The 4,460-nt window shown below is 68.1% G+C and carries 9 protein-coding genes; 5 read left to right on the top strand and 4 right to left on the bottom strand.

The window, feature by feature from the left end:
* The 4 genes from VFG33_RS29765 to VFG33_RS29750 all read left to right on the top strand — a co-directional run.
* Positions 1 to 467 (top strand): GH36 C-terminal domain-containing protein (locus VFG33_RS29765; protein ID WP_325056301.1); only part of this gene is annotated, 467 nt, incomplete at its 5' end.
* Positions 468 to 561: 94 nt separating this feature from the next.
* A complete protein-coding gene (locus tag VFG33_RS29760) occupies positions 562 to 1,278 on the top strand; it encodes a GAF and ANTAR domain-containing protein (protein WP_325056303.1) in 717 nt (238 codons plus the stop codon).
* Positions 1,279 to 1,415: 137 nt separating this feature from the next.
* Positions 1,416 to 1,850, top strand: a complete 435-nt coding sequence (locus VFG33_RS29755; protein ID WP_325056300.1) for a methylated-DNA--[protein]-cysteine S-methyltransferase — start codon at positions 1,416 to 1,418, stop codon at positions 1,848 to 1,850.
* A gap of 21 nt (positions 1,851 to 1,871) precedes the next feature.
* Complete coding sequence (locus tag VFG33_RS29750) at positions 1,872 to 2,648, top strand: TrmH family RNA methyltransferase (protein WP_325056299.1); 777 nt, start codon at positions 1,872 to 1,874, stop codon at positions 2,646 to 2,648.
* A gap of 4 nt (positions 2,649 to 2,652) precedes the next feature.
* On the opposite strand, the gene VFG33_RS29745 is transcribed toward VFG33_RS29750, so the two are convergent.
* Together VFG33_RS29745 and VFG33_RS29740 are read right to left on the bottom strand one after the other, a co-directional pair.
* Complete coding sequence (locus VFG33_RS29745) at positions 2,653 to 2,814, bottom strand: hypothetical protein (protein ID WP_325056298.1); 162 nt, start codon at positions 2,812 to 2,814, stop codon at positions 2,653 to 2,655.
* Positions 2,815 to 2,902: 88 nt separating this feature from the next.
* Positions 2,903 to 3,298 (bottom strand): VOC family protein, encoded by a 396-nt coding sequence (locus VFG33_RS29740; RefSeq protein ID WP_325056297.1) that lies wholly within the window; start codon positions 3,296 to 3,298, stop codon positions 2,903 to 2,905.
* 121 nt (positions 3,299 to 3,419) lie between these two features.
* On the opposite strand from VFG33_RS29740, the gene VFG33_RS29735 reads away from it, so the two are divergent.
* Positions 3,420 to 3,917, top strand: a complete 498-nt coding sequence (locus VFG33_RS29735; protein ID WP_325056296.1) for a GNAT family N-acetyltransferase — start codon at positions 3,420 to 3,422, stop codon at positions 3,915 to 3,917.
* Here VFG33_RS29735 and VFG33_RS29730 read toward each other — a convergent pair.
* Positions 3,905 to 4,072, bottom strand: coding sequence for a hypothetical protein (locus tag VFG33_RS29730; protein WP_325056304.1), 168 nt, complete (start codon positions 4,070 to 4,072; stop codon positions 3,905 to 3,907). The two genes, VFG33_RS29735 and VFG33_RS29730, sit on opposite strands and share 13 nt — an antisense overlap.
* Positions 4,008 to 4,256, bottom strand: a complete 249-nt coding sequence (locus VFG33_RS29725) for an NUDIX domain-containing protein (RefSeq protein WP_325056302.1) — start codon at positions 4,254 to 4,256, stop codon at positions 4,008 to 4,010. The genes VFG33_RS29730 and VFG33_RS29725 overlap by 65 nt, the downstream gene beginning before the upstream one ends.
* Positions 4,257 to 4,460 lie beyond the last annotated feature (204 nt).

The following is a 4,460-nucleotide window of genomic DNA, read 5'->3' as shown; positions in this document are numbered from 1 at the left end:
TGTCCTGCTGGGTGACGGATCTGCCCACCTTCATCAACAAGCGGCACGTCCCGTTGACATACCGGTTCCACGTGGCGATGGCCGGCGTCCTGGGCATTGGTGGCGATCTGGCCGAGTGGAGTGCGGAGGAGACAGCGCTCGCGGGCGAACTGATCGCGCAGTACAAGTCGATCAGGCACGTTGTTCAGCACGGTGAGCAGTATCGGCTCGGCGATCCTGGTCGATCGGTCTCGGCGGTGCAGTACGTCGCGGCGGATGGCGGGGAGTCGGTCGTGCTCGTCTACCAGGAGGCACAGCAGTACGACGGGCAGCCGGCGCCGATCCGCCTCCGTGGCCTGGATCGGGATGCGACGTACTCGCTGGACGGCGCAACCGTCTCGGGAGGCTTCCTGGCCGGCCACGGCATCAGCCCCACCCTGACCGGCGACTACGCGAGCACCCTCCTCCACCTCCGCCGGATCCGGTAACTCGTAGTTGCTCGCCGTCGGGGGCAGGGGCAGGCATAATCTGGCCATGGATCACTCCGTTCAGGCGAGTGCCGGCGCACGCCTGGAGCCCACGATGGCGAAGTTCGACCCTGCCGTGCCGTTCGCCGCGGACGCGTTCGCGCAGCTGGCCATCGAACTGCACGACGCTCCAGGCCTCGAGGAAACGGTCGACGCGGTGGTGCAGTTCGCGCTGCAAGCCGAGAACTGCACGTACGCCGGAGTCGCGCTCGCGGTACGCGGCGCCCCGGCCGAGATCGGCGCGGTCACGGACCCGGTGGTCGAGGAGATCTACCAGGCCCAGATCGACGCCGACGAGGGCCCGATGATCACCGCGCTGACCGAGCGGATGACGGTCTATATCCCGGACACGGCAGCCGAGACCCGCTGGCCGGACTGGCAGCGCCGGGTCGTCGGGCTCGGCATCGGCAGCGTGCTCCACGTCCCGATGGCGGCCAGCGACCGGGCCATCGGCGTGTTGTCCCTCTTCAACACCAGGCCGGACGCGTTCGACAACGACGACGAGGCGATTGCCCACATCCTGGCCCGGCACGCCTCGATCGCGGTCGCCTCGGCGCGGCACGAGGAGACGATGGCGCAGGCGGTCGACGCCCGCAAGCTCGTCGGCCAAGCGATGGGCATCCTGATGGAACGCTTCGACGTCGACGACGACCGCGCCTTCGCGATCCTGAAGCGCTACTCCCAGGACACCAACACCAAACTCCGCGACGTCGCCCAGCAACTCGTCGACACCCGCCGCCTCCCTGCCGTCCGCTCCGAAGAGTCCGCCTGACCTCACACAGTTGGGTTGCTCGGCGTTCTACCTGGAGAGGGCATCGAAGGGAGCTGGACGCTGTGAGTAATCGGCATGTGGTTGTGCACACGGAGTTGTTGGGAGACGTGACGGTAGTGGCCTCCAGGGAGGCTGTGGTGGGGGTGTACTTCCCGCATCACTGGGTCAAGCCTGAGCCGACGGTGCTGGGCAGTGCGGTGGTTGGTGATGCGCTGCTGGACGAGGCTGCGCGGCAGTTGACGGAGTACTTGGACGGCGAGCGGGTGGCGTTTGAGCTGCCGCTGGCTGCGGAGGGTGATTCGTTCCAGGTGAAGGTGTGGGCGATGCTTGCGGAGATCCCGTACGGCGCGACGACGTCGTACGGGGAGCTCGCGGAACGGCTCGGGGATCGGTCGCTCGCGCAGTCGGTGGGGCAGGCGGTCGGGCGCAATCCGCTGTCAGTGATCGTGCCGTGCCACCGGGTGGTCGGGAAGGACGGCAAGCTGACGGGGTACGCGGGCGGTCTCCAGCGGAAGAAGGCCCTGCTCGACCTCGAGGAGCCGGCTGAGGTGAGGGCGGCCCGGCTGTTCTGACCGCGGCGGTAGGGTGGCGCGGTGAGTCAGCGGAAGGCGGTCGGGCGCGGGGACGACCGGGGCGAGTTGTCGCCGCGGGACAAGTGGATCACGATCTACGGGCGCAAACCGGTGCTCGAGGCGCTCAACGATCCGTCACTGTCGGTCGCCAAGGTGGTCGTCGCGGACAACGCGGGCGGCCAGTTCCTGGACGAGATCCTGCGGACCGCGAAGCGACTCGGTACGCCGGTCGAGCGGGCGTCGTCCACCCGGGTGAAGTGGTTGGCGGGCAACGGCAAACAGGACCAGGGCGTGGTCGCCGACGTCGATGCTCCTCGGATGACGCCGCTGGCGGGGTTCCTCCGGGCGCGGGGGAAGCGGCCCACCAAGGTCTTCTTGCTCGATGGGGTCACGAATCCGGGCAACGTGGGGATGATTCTGCGGACTGCCACGGGGGCCGGCTTCGACGGCGTGATCCTGCCCCGGGTGGGGACGCCGCATGTCGGACCGCTGGTGATCAAGGCGTCCGCGGGCGTGGCGTTCCAGGCGCCGATCGTGAACGCGCCGACTGCGCAGGTCGCCGTCGATTCACTGCGGTCCGCGGGGTTTGAGATCTATGGGTTGTCGGCGCGGTCGCAACGGTCGTTGTTCAGGACCGAGTTGTCGCCGCGGGCGGCGTTCGTGCTGGGCGGCGAGACGGATGGCATCTCTGTCCCGACGGACACCGATCTGCGCATTCCGTTGCACAACGGAGTGGAATCCCTCAACGTTGCGGTCGCCGCGGCGGTCGTTGCCTTCGAGGTAGCCAACCGCCACTGACTGGTCAGCCGGTGGTGCGGGCGGGCTCTCGGTGGGCGTCGCTGCTCTTCGGTTCGTGGAGGTGCGGGCAGCAGGGACCGCCGCAGAACCGGTAGTGCTTGGGGCTGCACCACGGCTTGCACTCGTCGGCGGACCGCCGGGTCCGCGCCTGCTCAACGGTGATCATCTCCCACACTTTCCCCCTCGGACCCGCCTCGGCCACCACAGACACGCCGTACAGGCTCGGCCCGGTGGTAGCTGACGCCGCAACCTGTTTAGGGCGCGACGAGGAGGCAGAAGGGGTGGCCGGCGGGGTCCGCGAGGACGTAGAGGGGTTCGCTGGCTTCGTCTGTGCGGTCGAGGAGCAGCTTCGCGCCGAGCTCTTCCGCGTGCTGTCGGTGACGTTGCAGGTCTTCCAGGGTGGGGACGGCGTAGTCGATGTGAATCTGCATCGGCACGTCCTGGGCGGGCCAGGTTGAGCGCGGCAGGGTGCTGACCTGGTTGAACGCCAGTTTCCGGTTCCCGTCCTCGTCGAGGAGGACGAGCCAATCCGCGTCGTCGGGAGTGCCGTCGGACGGGGGCTCATCGCCTGGGCGGTACTGCAGGCCGAGCAACTCTCGGTAGAAGTCCGCGAGCCCGCGGGCGTCCGTCGTGTCCAGTGCCGTATGCATTAACCGCGGATAGGTCGACACAAGCGCTCCTGGGTCGTGGGATCTGGGATCACCACATTCCACTACCCAGCGACCTCCCAGGCAACCAAGCAAGCTGGTCGTTGCGTGTAATCGTGGAGGGATGAGCGCTGACGACCAGGCCGGGATCGGCCGCCTCGACCTCGTCGTGGTCCGCACAGCTACGCCCGCTGACGTGTCCGCTCTCGCGGTGTTGCGGTGGAGGTGGGCTCTGGGGGACCAGCCCGCTGAGCCTGCTGCCCTGCGGGACTTCAGGTCTGCGCTAAGGGAGTGGATGACGGCTCAGGGTGAGGCCTCCGTCTGCAAGATCGCGGTCCTCGACGGAGAACTCGTCGGGATGGCGTCGCTCGCGGTTTTCGACCGGGTCCCCAATCCTGGCGATCTCCGGCGGCGATCGGGCGACGTGCAGAGCGTCTTCGTCGTACCGGAGCACCGCGGCCTCGGCATCGGTCGGCGGCTCATGCAAGCGATCTGCGAAACCGCCGACGACCTCGGAATCCGCAGCCTCACAGTCCACTCAAGCGAACAAGCCCTCCCGCTCTACCAACTCGTCGGCTTCACCCACTCCCACCTCCTCCTGCAGCGGGCTCACCAGGAGTAGATCAGCAGAGGAACCGGCGAGCCGCCGTACTGGCTCTTCACCTTCGGAGCCTCGATCCAGTCCAGCCCGACCATCCGCGGGCAGTCGCACTCAAGGTCGTCGACGCCGAGCCGCGGCTCTCCCGTCGCAACCTCGACCCGGAACACAGTGGTCATCCCGGACGGGTAGGGCACCCGCGAAACCTCGCGCCGAGACCACCTCAAGCCCCACCTCTTCAAGAACCTCTCGCCGTACGGCGACCTCAGGTTCTTCGTCTGCTTCGATGCCTCCGCCGGGCAAGGTCCAGTACTCCGGTCCGTCGTGCCGCCCAGGCGCGGTCTGGACCCGCTCCCTCACCATCAGCACCAACTCGCCCCGTTGAATCACAGCCGCCACCCGCACACGCTCGCTCACGCCGCCACCTTGGCATGCCACCCCACCACCTGCCGTACCGAAGGACAGGAGGTGGTCGGCCGCCCCGCCCCACCAGCCGAGGCGGGCCCGCTCATCACCACGTCTTGCCGGCCTGGTCCGGCGACCACCTCCTGTCCTCCGGTACGCCAG

Source organism: Kribbella sp., from assembly GCF_035687465.1.
Classification (GTDB): Bacteria; Actinomycetota; Actinomycetes; order Propionibacteriales; family Kribbellaceae; genus Kribbella.
This window is presented reverse-complemented; position numbering and strand designations above follow the sequence as displayed.